The organism is Candidatus Njordibacter sp. Uisw_058 (genome assembly GCF_047730065.1).
GTDB lineage: Bacteria > Pseudomonadota > Gammaproteobacteria > Pseudomonadales > Balneatricaceae > Njordibacter.
This window is the reverse complement of the sequence record NZ_CP159829.1, coordinates 15486-32137: the sequence shown is the minus strand read 5'-3', so window position 1 is coordinate 32137 and position 16652 is coordinate 15486. Positions and strand designations below refer to the sequence as shown.

Below are 16652 nucleotides of genomic sequence, written 5' to 3'. Positions count from 1 at the left end.
GCCTAACTATGGCCACAGCCTAACAAGGCCTTTTGCAGGCTGGTTAAGTAAGTCATTAGGGAATGACTTTTAGTGGCTAGAATATCAATTTTAATACGCTCTACACTGGACTTGATTACAGCATTTACTAGCTTGGGTTGAGCCTCATGGTCCATCAGTATGCAGGCCACTTTGTTGTCTTTATCTAGTTGAGCAATAATTGCCAACTGTTGAGCTCCAGGCGGCTGATCATCAGCATTGGTAAAACTGGCTAAGTGTGCTAACCCAAAATAGGTCTCAAACGCACTAATACCATCGTGATAAACCAAGTAGCCTTGGTTTTTTTGGCTCATATCACGGGTACTGGCTGCAAGCTCAGCCTTGAGTTGGGTCATCTGCTGCACCCACTCTTGGCTGTTCCAAGCCCTGCCCGTATATTGTCTCAGTTGCTGCATCCCTTGTAATAAATACTCAGGACTCGTCCAGGGATGTCCACCATAATTTGAAGCTGAAAGGTCTTGATTGATAATTAATTGTTTATCATCTGGAATCTGCCTCATAACCTTGGCTAAGTAGGGTTCGATTGCGGGTCCGAACCAGACAACAAGTTCAGCCTTTTGTAAACGACGAACATGACTCGGCTTTAAACTAAAATCATGGGGCGAGACGTTAGTGGATAATAGTGGCTCATGCTTATCCCCCGTGACTTCTTTGACCATAAGGGAAAGCACATGGGTGCTGGGCAGTATGCTTATGGGGCTCACTGCGATTGCACTAGTGCACCAAAACATAAGCACTACCAACACCTGCGAGGCACAACGAGCAGCGGAAAACATAGGGGGTAACCTTAACAACGCATTAAAAATAGGCTGGCATGATATGTTGCAATATAACAATTTGTCAATTGAGACGCTTGTTTTGATAATAAAGGTCAAGCTATTCTGTTACAGTATAACAACTATTAGGCTATCAAGGTGTTCCTATGCAGGCTACCGTATTTTCACCCCACGACCATACTCACTGTGTCAGTAGCGCCATCAGCAATGCGCAAAGCCTCTGTGTTGATCGCGGTGTTAGGCTTACTCCCGTGCGCCAACGGGTGCTGGAATTAGTTTGGCGCAGTCACCAACCCATCGGTGCCTATGAACTGCTAGCTGGCTTAGTCAAAGAAGGTTTCAACTCAGCACCCCCAACGGTATACCGTGCGCTTGAGTTTTTATGCACGCAGGGTTTGCTGCATAAGTTGGAGGGCATTAACGCCTATGTGGGCTGTTGTAACCCAGACACGCCACACCAAGGGCAATTTTTACTCTGTGAAGACTGTCATCAAGCCCAAGAACTGGATAGCCAGTACATTAGCTTAGCCATTAAATTAAGTGCTGATCAGCATGGCTTTGAAATAAAAAGGCACACTATTGAGATTGTTGGCACCTGTCAGTCCTGTCTTGATAAGCCAAAAAAAGCTGGACTCTGAGTTGTGAGTGAAGCCTTGCTCACGGCCACAGATTTAGGCGTAAAGCGCGGTGATCGGTGGCTAATTAAAGATGTGAACATGGCTTTGCAAATGGGCCAAATTACCACTGTTATTGGCCCTAATGGGGCTGGAAAGTCAACGTTAGTGCGTAGTTTATTGAAATTAATCAATACTACCACCGGCAGTATTAGCTCCATCAAGGGACTTCGTATTGGCTATATGCCACAAAAATTAAAACTACAAGAGACCCTTCCCCTATCAGTCGCGCGCTTTTTAGACCTAGGCCGCCATAAGCAACACCAATTAAGCCCAAACCTATGGCATGATTTGTTGCATGAGTGCCGTGTAGAAAAACTACTTGCACAACCCATGCAGCAACTTTCTGGCGGTGAGACGCAAAGGGTGCTGCTATTGCGGGCGCTGCTGCGCAAGCCCCATTTATTGGTATTAGATGAACCCGTTCAAGGTGTTGACGTTACTGGGCAAGTGGCGTTGTATGATCTCATTGGTCAGGTTAGAGATATCTTAGGCTGCGGTATTCTTATGGTATCCCACGATTTACACTTGGTGATGGCTGCCACAGACGAAGTGATTTGTTTAAACCAACACATTTGCTGCTCTGGGCACCCAGAGCAAGTCAGCCAAGATCCTGCATTTACCGATTTATTTGGTACCCAAAGTGGTAGGAATTTAGCCTTGTATAACCACCAGCATAATCATCACCACACCAGTCATGGCGACATTATTGACGGCCAGCATCATGAGGACTGCGATCATGGCTGACTTTTTATTATGGGCTTGGTTGGGTGGCTTAATGATTGCAGCCATTGCAGGGCCTTTAGGTTGTTTCATGGTGTGGCGCCGCATGGCTTATTTTGGCGATACCCTTGCCCATGCTGCCCTGCTAGGAGTTGCATTAGGATTATTGCTGCATGTTAATGTTAGCTTAGCGGTCGTGCTGGTGTGTTTGTTGTTAGCCCTATTACTCAGCACGCTAATGCATCAACGGATGATAGCAACAGATACGTTGCTGGGTATTCTCTCCCATGCCAGTTTATCATTAGGACTCGTGAGCTTGAGCTTATTTGACCACCAAGCGATCGATTTAATGAGCTTTTTATTTGGTGACTTGCTAGCTATCGGTCAAGCAGACCTATTATGGGTTGCCTTGGCGTGTGCTTTGGTTTTAGTCATATTAGTCACCATTTGGAAACCTTTATTGGCCATTACAGTAAATGAAGAATTGGCTCAAGTTGAAGGCGTTAACGTGGCTTTGATGCGCACCTTACTTATGCTTTTGGTCGCGATAGTGATTGCTGTAGCCATGAAAGTAGTGGGTGTTTTACTCATTACGTCCTTGTTAATTATTCCCGCGGCGGCGGCCAGACGCTTATCCAATTCACCAGAACAAATGGCCTTGCTTGCGAGTTTACTTGGCATGTTGGCTGTCAGTGGTGGTTTAGCACTGTCTTGGTTTTATGACACCCCAGCAGGACCATCAATAGTGGTCATCGCCAGCGCCCTATTCTTTTTATTGTTTAGTTTGCCGCGGCCATTTAGGTCTGTTTAACGTGGTCAAACACGGGCCTCTTCAATATGCCCCCGAAGCCAAACACATGCACCAACTTTGGCTGCTTGCTTGGCCTTTAATTGTTTCTAACATTAGCGTGCCCCTGCTAGGGTTAGTAGACGCTGCCATTATGGGTCATTTAGATGACGCTCGCTATTTAGGTGCAGTGGCTTTGGGTGCTACCTTGCTGTCCTTTATTTATTGGGCCTTTGGCTTTTTACGTATGGGGACTGTTGGCCTCACGGCACAGGCCCATGGGGCCCAAGATACTCAGCGCTTGATGCAGCTACTATTTATGCCAGGTCTGCTAGCCTTGGTGATTGGAGTGGGCATAATGGCCCTACAAAGCTGGTTAATCCCTCTGGGTGTGTCGCTGATGGGGGCCAGTACGCAAGTCTCTGGATTAGCTCAAGAATATCTCACGATCCGGGTTTATAGTGCACCCGCCGTATTAGTCACCTATGTGTGTTTAGGTTGGTTGTTAGGGCGCCAAGATAGTCGTAGTCCTCTGATCTTACTGGTGGTGACTAACGTCAGTAATATCGGTTTTAACCTGTTATTTGTGGTTGGTTTTGACATGACCAGTGCGGGTGTTGCATGGGGTAGTTTGTTGGCTGATTATTGTGGCCTTTTGCTAGCCCTAACTTTAGTTTGGCGTCACTTAGCTCGGTTTAACCAGCAATTCTTCATTCAGTGGGCTGCATTTTCACCTTTGGCCAAGCAGTTAGTGCGCCTCAACAGCTACCTGTTCTTTCGAACTTTAATGCTGCTCTTCGCTTTTGCTTTTATTACCTCTCAAAGTGCGCGCATGGGCGATGATGTATTAGCCGCTAATACACTATTATTACAGTATGTAACATTACTTGCTTACGCTTTAGATGGATTTGCTTTTGCGATTGAAGCTGCCTGTGGAGAGGCTTTGGGGGCCAAAAAGCGACAGCGGTTTTATCAACTATGCTACGGTGCAGGGGTTTATTCGATCATCGTCGCTGTTGCTGCAACAGTTGGCTTTTGGTTATTAAGTGACGTTTTTATTAACCTGCTGACCTCCATTGAGGAGGTCCAAAAAATCGCCATGCAGCATGCAGTATGGGTCACATGGGTGCCCATCATTAGTGTTTGGAGCTACTTATTTGATGGCATTTTTGTGGGTGCGACCCAAGCCCAAGCCATGTTCTATTCAGTATTAGCCAGTTTAGGTGCGTTGTTGCCCCTTTGGTATCTATTGCAACCTTGGGGCAATGATGGACTTTGGTGGGCATTTTTGGGGTTTTGTGGCGTTAGAGCCTTGGTCGCCTTAGCAGGTTTCCTATGGCTCAGTCATAAACAAACCTGGTTTGTCAATCTATGAACAAGCCGCCACTACTTCAACTTCAGTACTTGAGGTTCTACTTCTTGAACTGCCGTTGGCTTAGTATGATTCACTCGGGTCGTCATCTCTTGGCGTGCGGCGGTACCCTGCCCTATCCGTTCTTCGTGACCACAGGTAACACAATCTCGTAACTGCTCATCCACCTCACCTTGTTCCGGAATGTAAATCCTTACACTGTCTTGGGCGCCACACTTGGGGCACACAATGCCAGCAATAAATCTAACTTTCATGGCGTTGTCCTTGCCCTAAACTATTAGCTAAACCCTTGTGGCGCATTAAGGCGTCGACACTAGGCTCGCGACCCATAAATTGTGTGAACAAAGTCATGGCGTCACGGCTACCACCCTGACCCGTTATCTGCGTCCAAAGTGCGGCGCCCGTCGCTGGATTAAAGATGCCCTCGTCTTCAAAACGACTAAAGACATCTGCAGCTAATACCTCTGCCCACAGATAGCTGTAGTACCCAGACGCATAACCACCCGCAAATATATGCGCAAAACCATGCTGAAAACGGTTCCATGAGGGCGCTTTGACTACAGCAACTTCTTCTCGCACCGCATTTAACACCGACTGCACCGATTGAGGTGCAGCTGGGTTGTAATTCATATGAAGTCGTAAATCAAAAAGGGCAAATTCCAGTTGGCGCATAACAAACATGCCCGCTTGAAAGTTTTTAGCGGCAAGCATTTTCTGCAGCAGATCTTCTGGCAAAGCCGCACCTGTTTGATGGTGCTTAGCAAACAAACGCAATGATTGTTCTTGCCAACACCAGTTTTCTAATAGTTGACTGGGTAATTCCACGGCATCCCAGGCCACGCCATTGATGCCAGCAACACCCGCAACATCAATATTAGTCATCATATGGTGCAAGCCATGGCCAAATTCATGAAACAGCGTAGTGACTTCTCCATGGGTAAGCAAGGCCGGCTTATCACCCACTGGCGGAGCAAAGTTACACACTAAATATGCCACCGGCAACTGCAATTCACCATTGGCTTTAATTTGTCGATTACGGCACTCATTCATCCATGCGCCACCACGTTTATGCTGACGAGCATAAAGATCAAAATAAAAGTACCCAATGGCTTTGCCGGCAAAAGACACTTGATAAAAGCCCACATCTTGGTGCCAAGTAGCAATACCATTACAAGGTGACACTTCAATGCCATAAATACGTTTGACTACATCAAACAGTCCAGCTTGCACCTTAGATAAGGCAAAATAGGGTTTGAGCTCTTCCTGTGATAGGTGAAAGCGGCTTTGACGCAGTTTTTCACTGTAATAAGCCACGTCCCATGCGGCTAATGGAGTGGGTCCACCTTGGGTTGTTGTGAACTCTTGTAGCTGACGCATGTCTGCTTCAGCTTGTGGCTTACAGCCCTTAGCTAGGTCTATTAAAAATACTTCAACAGCGCGACCAGAGTCAGCCATTTTTTTGGCTACCGAGTAATCTGCATAATGATCAAAGCCCACAAGATTAGCCAGCTTATGACGCAATCCCACTAATTCTTGCATCACTTGACTGTTATCAAACTGTCCGCCATGGGGTCCTTGATCAGAAGCTCGTGTATTAAAGGCTTGATACATTTCCTGCCTTAAAGGTGCTTGCTCTGCAAAGGTCATTACGGCGTGATAACAAGAGAAATCCAGTTTTAATAAGTAACCGTCTAAGGCCTCAGCTTTGGCCGCCTCTAGGGCCTGCTGTAATGCAGATTCTGGCAATCCAAGTAAGTCATCACTATCAACAATATGCTTTCTCCATAGCTCAGTAGCATCCATAAGATGATTTGAAAAGCGTGTAGATAGCTCTGCCATTTGTTGCTTCAATTGACCATAATCTGTTTGCTGCTGGGGGTTTAATGCCACACCTGCCAATTTAAAGTCCCTAATCTGGAGCTTCACAAACTGCTGCTGGGATTGACTTAATTGGCTAAACTCACGGCTCTCTAACAAGTCTAAAAAAGCCAAGTACAAGGCCTTATTCTGTCCCATTTTCGTGGCATAGGCGGTTAGTTTTGGCAAACACTCATCAAAAGCGGCCCTGACCTCATCTTTATTACTCACCCCATGCAAATGACTAAGTGGCCCCCAAAGCTGATTAATCTCGTCATCTAAATGTTCAAGCGTGGGTACCAACTGGGCATAGCTTAGTTTAGCTTGGCCACCCAGCAATTGTTCAATGGCGGTGTGATTATCGGCCAACTTTTTATCCAGAGTGGCTGCTACGTCAGCCGGCTGCATTGACAAAAAGTCGGGTAGTAGTAAAGCGTCTTGTAAGGAATTGGTGTTCATGACATCTCGTCGATTGTTTTGTATGTAAGTGGGGTTATAATAGTGCCTCTTTAAGCAATACCCAACGTTTTGCTGCAAATTAGGAACAACAATGTCCATTAGACCCCTTAAACATGCCAAGCCGCAGATAGATTCAACTGCGTTTGCTGATGCAGAGTGTATTATTATTGGAGATGTGTATATTGGAGCAGACTCGTCCGTGTGGCCCTACAGTGTGGTTCGAGGCGATGTAAATCACATCCGCATTGGCCACTCTACTAGCATTCAAGATGGGTCAATTTTACATGTTACCCATAAAAGCACTCACAACCCAAATGGCTATCCGTTGATTATTGGTGATCAGGTCACTGTGGGGCATCGTGCTATTTTGCACGGTTGCACTATTGGTAATCGCGTATTAGTCGGCATGGGAAGCACAATTATGGACAACGTAACAGTGGACGATGACGTTATGATCGCTGCCAATAGCCTTGTTACTCCTGGCAAGCAGTTGGTGAGTGGCTTTTTATACGCGGGCAGTCCTGCCCGACAAAAACGCCCCTTAACAAATGATGAACTCTCAAGCCTTACCTACATGGCAAACAATTATGTCAATCTAAAAAATCAGTACTTAGCACAGGAGCAACTATGAGTAATCCGTACCATAAAGACTACCCCATTGCTTGGGAAGAACTGCACCGCAATGCCCGTGCATTAGCTTGGCGCTTACTTGATCATGGGCCTTGGAAAGGCATCATTGCTATTACCCGAGGCGGCTTGGTACCTGCTGCCATTATTGCTCGTGAGTTAGACATCCGTTTGATTGACACTATTTGTATTTCTAGCTATGGCCAACTTGAAACAGGAGTGGAAGCCAGTCAGCAAGGCCAACTTAAGTTACTCAAAGGCTTTGATGGTGACGGTGAAGGATTTTTACTCATTGATGATCTTGTGGATACGGGTAAAACAGCTGCTGCTGTGCGGGCCATGGTACCAAAGGCCACCTTTGCCACTGTGTATGCTAAACCAGCGGGTAAATCTGCTGTCGACATGTACATTACCGAAGTCAGTCAAGATACTTGGATTCGTTTCCCGTGGGATATGGCACAAAGCTTTGCAACCCCAATTGCAGACCTGCAAGACTAAATACGGCAACATAGCCCTAAGGAATCGGCGTGACCCAATTTTTATATTTATCCACCGTCCTTATCTGGGGCACCACTTGGATCGCTATCCCTTTGCAATTAGGCGAAGTGGCCATACTAACTTCTGTGTTTTACCGTTTTGCCCTAGCAGCGGCCATTATGCTGTTTTTGGTTCTGGTTAGTGGGCGGTTACAAACCACAAGCAAACAGGACCATGGTTTTATGGTACTGCATGGCATATGTTTGTTTTCACTCAATTTTGTGTGTGTTTATACGGCAGGTTTAACAGTTTCTAGTGGTCTATTAGCGGTTATTTTTTCTTCTTCAACCTTATTTAACGCCATCAACAACCGAATTTTTTGGGGTGAAAAACCAACCCCAGCAGTCTTTGCTGCAGGTATTCTTGGCATTATTGGTTTGAGTTTAATGTTTTGGCCTGAGTTAGCAGAGGATTCAAATAAGGGGGTGGATCTGGGCAGTATTGGCTTTGCATTTCTGGGTACTTTTTTGTTTTCTCTTGGCAATATGATCTCTGTAAGGCATAACAAGAAAGGGCTCAAACCTTTTACTAGTAGTGCTTATGCTATGGTTTATGGAGCTCTATTTTTGGCTGGCCTGCTATTGATTACCAACACTCCATTAACCTGGGACTCTCGCCCTCAATACCTTGGCGGTTTATTTTACTTAGCCATTATTGGCAGTGTGGCAGGTTTCACGGCTTACCTTTCTCTCGTGGCCCGCATAGGTGCCAGCAAAGCTGCCTACGCTACAGTTCTTTTCCCAGTGGTCGCTTTAGCACTATCCACTGTGTTTGAGGGTTATGCATGGAGCTTAAGTAGTTTGAGCGGCTTAGGTCTAGTATTGCTGGGTAATGGGCTGATTTTGGGTATCAAATTGCCCTTTGTGCGTCACCCCAAGGCTTCTGTTTAGCTGGCAGCATGGTTGCCCCTCTGGATGACGTGCATGAACAGCTCAATGGATTAACTGGACACCTGTGTTGAGTTAAGCTTGGCTATGGAGCCACTTTATAACCTCTTGAGCGTTTTCACTTGAAGGAAATACTGGGTAAAAAACCTTAACTATATGGCCTTGTTTTATGATCAGAGTCATACGTTTGTATAATTCCATATTGGCGACTTCAAATGTAGGTAGCGAAAGCTCTGCTTTAAGACGTAACTCATTGTCGCTCAATAATTCAAATGGTAAGTGCAGCCTTTGCTGCGCCTCAAGTTGGTAGGCACTGACTTGCGCACTCAAACCAAACACCTGAGCATTAAGTTGTTGCAATGCCACATAATGATCTCTAAAACTGCATGATTGAGGAGTACAACCTCTTGCACCCGGAATATCATCCCAGTTTTCTGGCAGAGGCTCATCGGGCCGCCCTGTCATAGGGTACACATAGACCACGGCATAATGTTTGATCTGCGCCAAATCCACCCACTGTTGGTTAGTGGCCATTAACTTTAAGGATGGCCACTGCATTCCGTATAAATGATCACTGCGGCCATCATCTAAAGGTACCGGTAGGTCTTTTGGAAGTTTTGTAAGACTCATAAGTGATACTCTTTTTAAATAAGCTACAGAACTGTCACTTGCAACTCATTAAATCTAGCACGAAGTTAACCATTTATACATTACCATGGCATCTATATATCCCAATTGTGGATGCAAAAACGCCTTCGGTAAGCATCCCACTGTCGCAAAGCCTAGCTTTTGCCATAGTTTTAAGGCGCCCGTATTGCTTGCTGCAACAAAGTTAAACTGCATCGCTTTGTAGCCCAATTCAAGTGCTTGTCGTTGTGAATGTTGGCACATTAACGTGGCAAGCCCTTGGCCTTGTGCAGCAGGTGCAACCATATACCCACAATTACACACGTGCTCGCCGGCTCCGGTCTGATTAGTTTTAATGAAGTAAGTCCCTAAAATAACACTGTTTTTTTCAACTACATAGGTTATCAGTGGCATCTCTAACCACAAATTTTGAGCCTGTTCCTTATTAGTATCGCGGGGGTAGGCATAAGTGTCGCCCTTATTAACAATGGCATGAAAGATGGGCCAAATGTCATCAAAATCACCATCAATAACTTCTCGGATATTCATTGTGTTGAATCCTAAGTGAAATAGCGCTTGTTTTAGGGTTATTAGAGAAGTTTACATGTGTAGCTTTCGCCAAATCAATTATAAAGGTAAAATTAAGGTGTTATTTTCCACCGGACAGATACCATGGGCAGAGCCTACCAAAACAAAAAGTTAGACATCGCCAAAACATCTGATGCGAAAGCTAAGGTGTATAGCAAATACGGTCGTGAAATTTACGTTTGTGCAAAATCTGGTGGTGTGGAACCCGACGGTAACCTCGCCCTGCGTACACTCATCGACAAAGCCAAAAAAGATCAAGTACCTAGCCACGTGATCGATAAGGCATTAGAAAAAGCTAAAGGTGGTGGCGGTGAAGACTACTCCACCGCGCGTTATGAAGGTTATGGCCCGGGCAATGCTATGGTGATTGTTGAGTGCCTAACAGACAATCCAAACCGTACTTTTGGTGACGTACGCCTATGTTTCACTAAAACTAAGTGCAAAATTGGTACCTCAGGTAGTGTAGGCCACATGTTCGATCATAGTGCTATTTTTGTATTTGCCGGCAATGACGAAGATGCCGTACTAGAAGCGCTAATGGAAGCCGACGTAGATGTGTCGGACGTTGAATGTGAGGATGGTAAGACCAGTGTATTTGCACCTAACACTGAGTACAACAAAGCCAAGCAAGCGCTCATCGATACTTTAGGTAACGATGAAGGCGGGTTTGAGTTTGAAGTGGATGAGATTCAATTCATCCCACAAAATATGAGCCCAATAACAGGTGATGACGCTGCAATGTTTGAAACATTTTTAGATATGCTCACAGACCTTGATGACGTGCAAAATGTTTATCACAATGCCGAACTAGGCTAAATCACACTAGTCTGGATCCAACGCCGCCTCTACCGCGCTTTGAGCATGGATGGCGGTCGTATCGTAGAGCGCCACGTGGGTATCTTGCTGTTGTACCAGCAAAGTGATTTCTGTACAGCCTAAAATTACCGCCTGGGCGCCTTGGTTAAATAGGTCTTGAATCACGGCTAGGTATTTTTGTTTAGAGTCATGATTAATCATACCAAGACATAATTCTTGGTAAATCACCTCATGAATCATCGTTTGTTGCTCTGCACTAGGCACCAATACTTCAATGCCAAAGTCATGGCTCAAGCGCCCTTTATAAAATTCTTGCTGCATAGTGAATGCAGTGCCCAACAAGCCGACTTTGGTCATGCTATGGGCTAATAATTGCTTCGCTGTGGCATCGGCTATATGCAATAACGGAATTTTCACTGCTGCCTGCACTTCTGCAGCCACCTTATGCATAGTATTAGTACAAATGAGAAATAAATCTGCCCCACCCGCTTCTACCGCTTGCGCAGCATGTGCCAATATAACAGCAGTTTCACACCATTTTCCTGCATGCTGTAACTGCTCAATTTCATGAAAATCGACACTGTAAAGGCACACTTTTGCGCTATGCAAACCCCCTAAGCTTTGCTTAACCCCCGCATTAATTGCACTATAATAAAGACTAGTGGATTGCCAACTCATGCCCCCTATTAAGCCAATGGTCTTCATACATTAAAGTCCCGACAAACCGTAGGTAATATTAAATTCTAGCATTTTACTTTTGCCTCTTTAGTTCAGCCCTTAAGGTTAATAGTATGGGTGCAGTCGGCGGTAGCACTCCCCGCCACAAGTGAAAGGATTGAGCAGCTTGCTCTACCAACATGCCCAAACCATCATCTGCCCGGGCCGCACCTTGATTGAGGGCCCATTGGTTAAACACAGTTGTTTGGGCACCATACATCATGTCATAACAGCGGCTCGTGTTGTTAATCAAGCCTTTAGGCAGTGGTGGTAAATCACCTGTTAAACTAGCTGATGTGCCATTAATAATCCAATCAAATGAGCCTTGTAGCTGCGCCATTGGGATAGCTTCAATGGCCCCTAAATCAGTGAATAAAGCAACTAAGTCACAGGCTTTGATGTAGGTTCGATTAGCAATCACCACCTGTGCGGGTCGCTGTGCCAAAATGGGCTGTAACACCCCCCTAACAGCACCACCTGACCCTAACACTAAGATTCGCTTAGCATTTAACTGGCCCTTTAGGTTATGACAGATGTCACGCACTAAGCCCAAACCATCCGTATTGTCAGCCACTAACTGTGCTTGTGCATTCAAATAAAGGGTATTGGCTGCCTCTGCCTTAGCCGCTGCAGGGCTGTGCACCTGAGCCATGGCAAAAGCCCGTTGTTTAAATGGCACAGTAATATTCAGGCCTTTACCACCCGCTGCAAAGAACTGCCTCACCGTGTATTCAAAGTCTTTTTCTACCACTAACTGAGCTTGGTAGTTAAGATGTTGATTAGTGGCAGCAGCAAACGCTTGATGGATGTTGGGCGACTTACTTTGGTGTATGGGGTTGCCCAACACACGATATTGATCAATGATCTTATCAATGGGCATAGGCTACTCCAACCAATCTTTGGCAGGTAAATAATCCCGCTCTAAGAGGGCTTCTTCTGAATTTTTTTCAATTTGGTAGTCATAGCTCCAGCGCACTTCACTGGGTAATGACATAAGAATAGATTCAGTGCGGCCTCCCGTTTGTAAGCCAAATAAGGTTCCGCGGTCATAAACTAAATTAAACTCTACATAGCGGCCGCGACGGTGTAGCTGAAAATCCCGTTGCCGCTCACCATAGGGCGTGTCTTTACGACGTTCAATAATAGGTCCATAGGCTTTGAGGTAACTATCTCCAACACTTTGCATAATGGCAAATGCAGTATCAAAGTCAGGATCATTTAAATCATCAAAAAATAACCCCCCCACGCCCCTCGCCTCTTTGCGGTGGGGTATGTAAAAATACTCATCACACCAAGTTTTTAGTCTTGGATGTAAGTCATCACCAAAGGGGTCGCAGGCAGCTTTGGCCACAGCGTGCCAATGACGGCAATCGTCTTGGTTGCCATAATAAGGGGTTAAGTCGTAACCACCACCAAACCACCATACAGGATCAGCACCCGGTTTTTCTGCAATAAAAAACCGAACGTTGGCGTGGGATGTTGGCGCATAAGGGTTGCGAGGGTGGATGACCAAGGACACACCCATGGCTTGAAAACTCCGTCCAGCCAATTCTGGTCGATGGGCTGTAGCTGATGCAGGCATTGAATCTCCCATCACATGGGAAAAATTAACCCCACCCTTTTCGATCACACTACCTCCAGCTAAGACACGACTAAGGCCACCACCACCTGCTTCTCGCTGCCATTCATCAGCCATAAATTGTGCCCCACCATCAAGTTCCTGTAAGGCATTACAGATGGTTTGCTGCAACCCAAGAAGGTAGCTTTTTACTGCACTGATATCAACATTGGACACTAATAATTCCTTACATATGGATTTAAGCTGGACGGATAATTTGGCCTGAAACTAAATCTTTCACTTGGCTTGGTTGTTTACTCTGACCTAACTCACCACTCACCACGTAGTTGAGTTGATCACCAAAGGTCCGCAAAATGTGTAACCGACTTCTGGCAGGCTGACGCCCGGCCAAGTTAGCAGAGGTAGACACAATGGGTCCACCAAAGCGATCACATAAACGCGCCACTAAGGGATGCGCAGAAACACGCAGGGCCACACTCTTATGTTGACCTTTAATCCAAGGTGGCACCCAAGCTTGTGGATCTGGCATTAGCCAAGTGGTTGGGCCCGGCCAAGTTGCGTTAAGCTGCTCAATCTGAGCCGATGTTAAGGCTTCCACTAAGGGCTGAAAATGGCTCCACTGGGATGCTACTAATATTAAACCTTTGTGCATGGGCCGTTGTTTTAGCTGTAAAATTCGATACACTGCTGCTTCATTCCAGGGGTCACAGCCTAAACCCCAGACCGCCTCAGTAGGATAGGCGATGACACCCCCCATAACTAGGGTTTGTGTAGCACAGGTTAAATGCCAGTCGTTAGGTCGCATAAGGCCCATAGATTTCCTAAATAGCTGGTGCTTAAAGCACTATTTCATAGCCACCCACCGTTAAACGAACACGGCCCAGTAGTTCTAATTCCACCAATTGAGCTGCAACCACACTATAAGGCAGTGCCAATTGAGAACAAAGTATATCAACAGGCACGGGGTCATAGCCAAAAACTCTGAGTAATATTTGTAATTCTTGGGCAATATCTGCAGAATGCTCATGGTTTTTTGGGTCTTGGGCTTGGTAGTGCGCAATCAGAGGGCGCAGCTGCGGTGCTAACTCGACTAAGACTTGCTGCGGTTGATCCACCAATATGGCACCATCACGAATCAACTGATGGCAGCCTCGACCAAGGACATTGTTTACATTAGATGGCACAGCAAAGACCTCCCGTCCCTGCTCCAAAGCGGCCTTCGCAGTAATTAGAGAACCACTGCGCAGTGCTGCTTCTACCACTAATACACCCAGACTGAGCCCACTTATAGTTTGATTACGAACGGGAAACCTATAGCCAAGGGGTTTTGCCATGAGGGGCCAAGGTGACACCAGTAACCCACCACCAGCAATAATACTTTGTGCTAAGGATCGATGTTTGACAGGGTATATTTGACCTAAGCCTGATCCAAGTACGGCAATAGTGTCCGCTTGCGCATCTAATGCTCCTTGATGACACGCCCCATCAATACCTAAGGCTAGGCCACTGACAATAGTTAAGCCACTGGCCCCAAGACTGGAGGCAAAGTGTTTGGCCAGCGCCATGCCACTAACACTGGCCTTGCGGGCACCTACCATGGCGATACTGGGCTCATTCAGTAAGCTTATACGACCTTATACCCATAAAAATGCAGGTGGATGGTGGATAGAGTTTAACGCCTCAGGATAGCCTGCATCGTGAAACAATAGCAGCTTGGCTTTATGGCTTTGGGCCCATTGCAATGGGTTAGCAAGACTCACCACCAGAGGTTGCGAATTTAATTGGGCTAGATAATTTAGTTGCTGCTGATTCAAAATAGAATTGAGCTGACAACAGTGTTGTGGATCTAATGTGACTTGTTGACTGCCAAAAAGCTGCGCTAACTCAAACCCTTGCTTAAAGCTTAAGTTGAGTTCACTTAGTGCCAACCAAGCTAAATGATGATCATCCATAATCATTCCATTACTAAACAAAGATAGTGGTATAATTCTAGTTAATAAATTCAATTTTGCGTCAGCAAGGCACGGACTTGCTGCTACGCCAGACTATAACGAAACCTGAATCTCATGGCCCTATTACCTATTTTAGAATTTCCAGATCCACGTTTACGCAAGGTTGCAGCGGATATAGCTCATATTAATGACGATATTCGCCAATTAGCCAAAGACATGCTCGAAACCATGTACCATGCTCCCGGCATAGGTCTGGCAGCATCACAAGTAAATGTGCATCAGCGATTAGTCGTCATTGATGTCAGCGATGACGGTGATGAGCCGCGAGTTTTGATTAACCCGAGTTGGGAGCCCTTGACTGAAGACAAGCAAAGCTACCAAGAGGGTTGTCTGTCGGTGCCTGAGTTTTATGATGACGTGGCCCGCTATAGCCGCATTCAACTCAGCGCCTTTGATGAGCAGGGAGAGCCCATTTCTGAAGTCGCAGAAGGCCTTTTTGCAGTGTGTATCCAGCATGAATTAGACCACCTAAACGGTAAATTGTTTGTTGACTATCTATCTAACCTAAAGCGTGATCGGATCCGTAAAAAACTTGAGAAAAAACATCGCGACGATATCAAAGATACCCTCTACGAGGCTAAGGCTAAAGTTAACTTGGAATCCCAAGGGTGAACCGAGCCAGTTTAAAGATTATTTTTGCAGGTACCCCAGACTTTGCTGCACAGCACCTGCAAGCACTATTAAATGGTCCACATCACGTTGTTGCTGTTTATAGTCAGCCAGATCGACCTGCTGGACGGGGCCGCAAACTTGCCGCTAGTCCTGTTAAGGCCCTAGCTCTTGAGCACTCTATTGAAGTCCAACAACCTGTCTCTCTAAATGACACTTCAGCACAGCACCTTTTAGCCCACTACGAAGCTGATGTGATGGTCGTCGTTGCTTATGGCTTAATCTTGCCCCAAGCGGTATTGGACACCCCACGCTTGGGTTGTATTAATGTCCACGGTTCATTGCTTCCCCGCTGGCGTGGAGCAGCACCTATTCAAAGAGCAATATTGTCAGGGGATGAACAGTCGGGGATCACCGTGATGCAAATGGAAGCGGGTCTAGACACGGGGCCGATGCTACTAAAAATAGAAGTCCCCATCGCAATTAATGACACCAGCAAAAGTTTATACGCTAAGTTAGCGGTGCTAGGTTGCAAAGGTTTGGTGGAGACTTTGTATGGTCTGCAAAATTCAATGCTTACGCCTCAAGTGCAAAATGATACACAGGCTAACTATGCAGATAAATTGACCAAGGCAGAGGGCGCCATTGATTGGCAGCAAAGTGCGCAACAAATTAGCCTTCAAGTTCGTGGGCTTAACCCTTGGCCTGTGGCCTACAGTGATTGGCAAGGTCACCGTCTGCGCATCTGGATGGCCCATGCGTTAGACACCCATAGTAATCACCCCGCGGGTACCTTAGTGGGTTTGGATAAAACTGGTTTAGAGGTGGTATGTGGTCACGGACACCTTAAAATAACCCAATTACAATGGCCAAACGGTAAAACCCTCAATCAAAGTGAATTAATGAACTTAATACAAAAGATGATACTTGGCGAAGTCTTCACTAGCCTTGGGATGGCAAGCTAAC

21 protein-coding genes are annotated in these 16652 nt (G+C 46.0%); 10 read left to right on the top strand and 11 right to left on the bottom strand.

Annotated features, from left to right (window positions below; genetic code table 11):
- Positions 1-2: 2 nt before the first annotated feature.
- Positions 3-815: a metal ABC transporter solute-binding protein, Zn/Mn family gene (locus tag ABXT59_RS00160; protein ID WP_443636896.1), complete on the bottom strand. Its 813-nt coding sequence runs from the start codon at positions 813-815 to the stop codon at positions 3-5.
- Between the two features lie 146 nt (positions 816-961).
- Between ABXT59_RS00160 and ABXT59_RS00155 the strand changes: the two genes are divergently transcribed.
- The 4 genes from ABXT59_RS00155 to ABXT59_RS00140 are packed head-to-tail and all read left to right on the top strand — an operon-like array spanning position 962 to position 4374.
- Positions 962-1453 carry a Fur family transcriptional regulator gene (locus ABXT59_RS00155; protein ID WP_443636895.1) on the top strand — a complete coding sequence of 164 codons (492 nt, stop codon included), beginning with the start codon at positions 962-964 and terminating at the stop codon, positions 1451-1453.
- 3 nt (positions 1454-1456) lie between these two features.
- Complete coding sequence (gene znuC / locus ABXT59_RS00150) at positions 1457-2236, top strand: zinc ABC transporter ATP-binding protein ZnuC (protein WP_443636893.1); 780 nt, start codon at positions 1457-1459, stop codon at positions 2234-2236.
- On the top strand, positions 2229-3023 hold the full coding sequence (gene znuB / locus ABXT59_RS00145) for a zinc ABC transporter permease subunit ZnuB (RefSeq protein WP_443636892.1): 795 nt from the start codon (positions 2229-2231) through the stop codon (positions 3021-3023). Before znuC ends, znuB begins: the two co-directional genes overlap by 8 nt.
- Before the next feature lies 1 nt (position 3024).
- Positions 3025-4374, top strand: a complete 1350-nt coding sequence (locus ABXT59_RS00140) for an MATE family efflux transporter (RefSeq protein ID WP_443636891.1) — start codon at positions 3025-3027, stop codon at positions 4372-4374.
- A gap of 11 nt (positions 4375-4385) precedes the next feature.
- Here ABXT59_RS00140 and ABXT59_RS00135 read toward each other — a convergent pair whose 3' ends face one another.
- Together ABXT59_RS00135 and ABXT59_RS00130 are read right to left on the bottom strand one after the other, a co-directional pair.
- Positions 4386-4625, bottom strand: coding sequence for a YheV family putative metal-binding protein (locus ABXT59_RS00135; protein WP_443636889.1), 240 nt, complete (start codon positions 4623-4625; stop codon positions 4386-4388).
- Complete coding sequence (locus ABXT59_RS00130) at positions 4615-6687, bottom strand: M3 family metallopeptidase (RefSeq protein ID WP_443636888.1); 2073 nt, start codon at positions 6685-6687, stop codon at positions 4615-4617. The genes ABXT59_RS00135 and ABXT59_RS00130 overlap by 11 nt, the downstream gene beginning before the upstream one ends.
- A 91-nt stretch (positions 6688-6778) precedes the next feature.
- Between ABXT59_RS00130 and ABXT59_RS00125 the strand changes: the two genes are divergently transcribed.
- Genes ABXT59_RS00125 through ABXT59_RS00115 form a run of 3 tightly spaced genes read left to right on the top strand, consistent with a single transcriptional unit; the run spans position 6779 to position 8741 of the window.
- Positions 6779-7318 (top strand): gamma carbonic anhydrase family protein, encoded by a 540-nt coding sequence (locus ABXT59_RS00125; RefSeq protein WP_443636887.1) that lies wholly within the window; start codon positions 6779-6781, stop codon positions 7316-7318.
- On the top strand, positions 7315-7812 hold the full coding sequence (gene gpt / locus ABXT59_RS00120; RefSeq protein WP_443636886.1) for a xanthine phosphoribosyltransferase: 498 nt from the start codon (positions 7315-7317) through the stop codon (positions 7810-7812). The genes ABXT59_RS00125 and gpt overlap by 4 nt, the downstream gene beginning before the upstream one ends.
- A gap of 29 nt (positions 7813-7841) precedes the next feature.
- Positions 7842-8741: a DMT family transporter gene (locus tag ABXT59_RS00115; protein ID WP_443636885.1), complete on the top strand. Its 900-nt coding sequence runs from the start codon at positions 7842-7844 to the stop codon at positions 8739-8741.
- 72 nt (positions 8742-8813) lie between these two features.
- Here the strand turns inward: ABXT59_RS00115 and ABXT59_RS00110 are convergent, their stop codons facing one another.
- Positions 8814-9368 (bottom strand): peroxiredoxin, encoded by a 555-nt coding sequence (locus ABXT59_RS00110; protein WP_443636884.1) that lies wholly within the window; start codon positions 9366-9368, stop codon positions 8814-8816.
- Between the two features lie 54 nt (positions 9369-9422).
- Positions 9423-9914 (bottom strand): GNAT family N-acetyltransferase, encoded by a 492-nt coding sequence (locus ABXT59_RS00105; RefSeq protein WP_443636883.1) that lies wholly within the window; start codon positions 9912-9914, stop codon positions 9423-9425.
- 123 nt (positions 9915-10037) lie between these two features.
- On the opposite strand from ABXT59_RS00105, the gene ABXT59_RS00100 reads away from it, so the two are divergent.
- Entirely contained in the window at positions 10038-10769 is a 732-nt protein-coding gene (locus ABXT59_RS00100) for a YebC/PmpR family DNA-binding transcriptional regulator (protein WP_443636881.1), read from the top strand.
- A gap of 6 nt (positions 10770-10775) precedes the next feature.
- Here ABXT59_RS00100 and ABXT59_RS00095 read toward each other — a convergent pair whose 3' ends face one another.
- Genes ABXT59_RS00095 through ABXT59_RS00070 form a run of 6 tightly spaced genes read right to left on the bottom strand, consistent with a single transcriptional unit; the run spans position 10776 to position 15017 of the window.
- Positions 10776-11474, bottom strand: a complete 699-nt coding sequence (locus tag ABXT59_RS00095) for an aspartate/glutamate racemase family protein (RefSeq protein WP_443636880.1) — start codon at positions 11472-11474, stop codon at positions 10776-10778.
- Between the two features lie 46 nt (positions 11475-11520).
- Positions 11521-12366 (bottom strand): shikimate dehydrogenase, encoded by an 846-nt coding sequence (gene aroE, locus ABXT59_RS00090; RefSeq protein ID WP_443636879.1) that lies wholly within the window; start codon positions 12364-12366, stop codon positions 11521-11523.
- Between the two features lie 3 nt (positions 12367-12369).
- Positions 12370-13281: an oxygen-dependent coproporphyrinogen oxidase gene (hemF, locus tag ABXT59_RS00085; protein ID WP_443636878.1), complete on the bottom strand. Its 912-nt coding sequence runs from the start codon at positions 13279-13281 to the stop codon at positions 12370-12372.
- 22 nt (positions 13282-13303) lie between these two features.
- Positions 13304-13879 (bottom strand): L-threonylcarbamoyladenylate synthase, encoded by a 576-nt coding sequence (locus ABXT59_RS00080; protein WP_443636877.1) that lies wholly within the window; start codon positions 13877-13879, stop codon positions 13304-13306.
- 22 nt (positions 13880-13901) lie between these two features.
- On the bottom strand, positions 13902-14693 hold the full coding sequence (gene dprA / locus ABXT59_RS00075; protein ID WP_443638634.1) for a DNA-processing protein DprA: 792 nt from the start codon (positions 14691-14693) through the stop codon (positions 13902-13904).
- A gap of 6 nt (positions 14694-14699) precedes the next feature.
- On the bottom strand, positions 14700-15017 hold the full coding sequence (locus tag ABXT59_RS00070) for a hypothetical protein (protein WP_443636875.1): 318 nt from the start codon (positions 15015-15017) through the stop codon (positions 14700-14702).
- Positions 15018-15131: 114 nt separating this feature from the next.
- Between ABXT59_RS00070 and def the strand changes: the two genes are divergently transcribed.
- Positions 15132-15689 (top strand): peptide deformylase, encoded by a 558-nt coding sequence (gene def / locus ABXT59_RS00065; RefSeq protein ID WP_443636874.1) that lies wholly within the window; start codon positions 15132-15134, stop codon positions 15687-15689.
- Positions 15686-16651: a methionyl-tRNA formyltransferase gene (gene fmt, locus ABXT59_RS00060; protein WP_443636873.1), complete on the top strand. Its 966-nt coding sequence runs from the start codon at positions 15686-15688 to the stop codon at positions 16649-16651. Before def ends, fmt begins: the two co-directional genes overlap by 4 nt.
- The last annotated feature ends 1 nt before the right edge of the window (position 16652 follow it).